Here is a 1,850-nt window from a genome sequence, read left to right on the forward strand (position 1 = left end):
TGTTGTCGCGTTGTCAATGCATCTGCTTTCGCTTTTGCATCTTCCTTAGCTTTTGCTTTCTCTTCAGCTGTTAAGTCGTTGTTCGCATCAATTGCGTCATTTTTAGCTTTTAGTGCATCATCGATGGCTTGCTTAGCTGCTGGCTTCGCTACTGCGTCTGGATTTACATTGTTTACTTCTGTTGTTCCGTTAGCCTTAGCTTGAGCGACTTCTTCGTTTGTTGTCGCGTTATCGATTGCTTCTTTTGCTGCGTCTGCTTTCGCTTTTGCATCTTCCTTAGCTTTTGCTTTCTCTTCAGCTGTTAAGTCGTTGTTCGCATCAATTGCGTCATTTTTAGCTTTCAATGCGTCATCGATGGCTTGTTTTGCAGCCGGTTTAGCTTGCGCCGTTGGACTTACTGAAGATACACTTGTCGCTCCGTCATTTTTAGCTTGCGTTACTGCATCAATTGTTGTTGCATTATCGATCGCTTGTTTCGCTGCGTCAGCTTTGGCTTTTGCATCAGCTTTCGCCGCAGTTTTTTCTTCGTCTGTTAAGTCATTGTTCGCATCAATCGCGTCGTTCTTAGCTTTCAATGCGTCATCGATGGCTTGCTTCGCTGCTGGTTTGGCTACCGGCGTTGGAGTCACCGAATCTACTGATGTTGCTCCATCATTTTTAGCTTGTTCTACCGCTGCATTTGTTGTTGCGTTGTCGATCGCTTGTTTCGCTGCGTCGGCTTTGGCTTTTGCATCAGCTTTCGCCGCAGTTTTTTCTTCGTCTGTTAAGTCATTGTTCGCATCAATCGCGTCGTTCTTAGCTTTCAATGCGTCATCGATGGATCTCTTAGCTGCTGGTTTGGCTACCGGCGTTGGAGTTACCGAATCTACTGATGTCACTCCTGCGTTTTTAGCTTGAGTTACTGCATCGTTTGTTGTCGCGTTGTCAATTGCTTGCTTCGCTGCATCAGCTTTCGCTTTCGCGTCTTCCTTAGCTTGGGCTTTCTCTTCAGCAGTCAAATCGTTATTGGCATCAATCGCGTCATTCTTAGCTTTCAATGCGTCATCGATGACTTGTTTTGCCGCTGGCTTCGCTTGCGCTGTTGGTGTTACTGAAGATACACTTGTCGCTCCGTCATTTTTAGCTTGTTCTACCGCATCGTTTGTTGTCGCGTTGTCGATTGCAGTCTTCGCTGCATCAGCTTTCGCTTTCGCGTCTTCCTTAGCTTGGGCTTTCTCTTCAGCAGTCAAATCGTTATTGGCATCAATCGCGTCGGTCTTAGCTTTCAGAGCTTCGTCGATGGCTTGCTTAGCTGCTGGCTTCGCTACTGCTGCTGGAGTGACTGAAGCTACACTTGCTGCCCCATCGTTTTTAGCTTGAGTTACTGTATCGTTTGTTGTTGCGTTGTCGATTGCAGTCTTCGCTGCGTCTGCTTTTGTTTTCGCGTCTTCCTTAGCTGCAGTTTTCTCTTCAGCAGTCAAATCGTTATTGGCATCAATCGCATCATTCTTAGCTTTCAATGCGTCATCGATGACTTGTTTTGCAGCCGGTTTAGCTGTTGGCGTTGGAGTTACTGAATCTACTGATGTCACTCCTGCGTTTTTAGCTTGAGTTACTGCATCGTTTGTTGTCGCGTTGTCAATTGCTTGCTTAGCTGCGTCAGCTTTCGCTTTCGCGTCTTCCTTAGCTTGGGCTTTCTCTTCAGCAGTCAAATCGTTATTGGCATCAATCGCATCATTCTTAGCTTTCAATGCGTCATCGATGACTTGTTTTGCAGCCGGTTTAGCTGTTGGCGTTGGAGTTACCGAATCTACTGATGTCACTCCTGCGTTTTTAGCTTGAGTTACTGCATCGTTTGTTGTCGCGTTGTC

At 46.3% G+C, this 1,850-nt stretch carries 1 protein-coding gene; it reads right to left on the reverse strand.

The features are described 5' to 3' along the window. A partial coding sequence (locus TZ91_RS09840) for a DUF1542 domain-containing protein (protein ID WP_045597732.1) occupies positions 1-1,850 on the reverse strand: 1,850 nt, incomplete at both ends.

The organism is Streptococcus mitis (assembly GCF_000960025.1).
Lineage (GTDB): Bacteria > Bacillota > Bacilli > Lactobacillales > Streptococcaceae > Streptococcus > Streptococcus mitis_DH.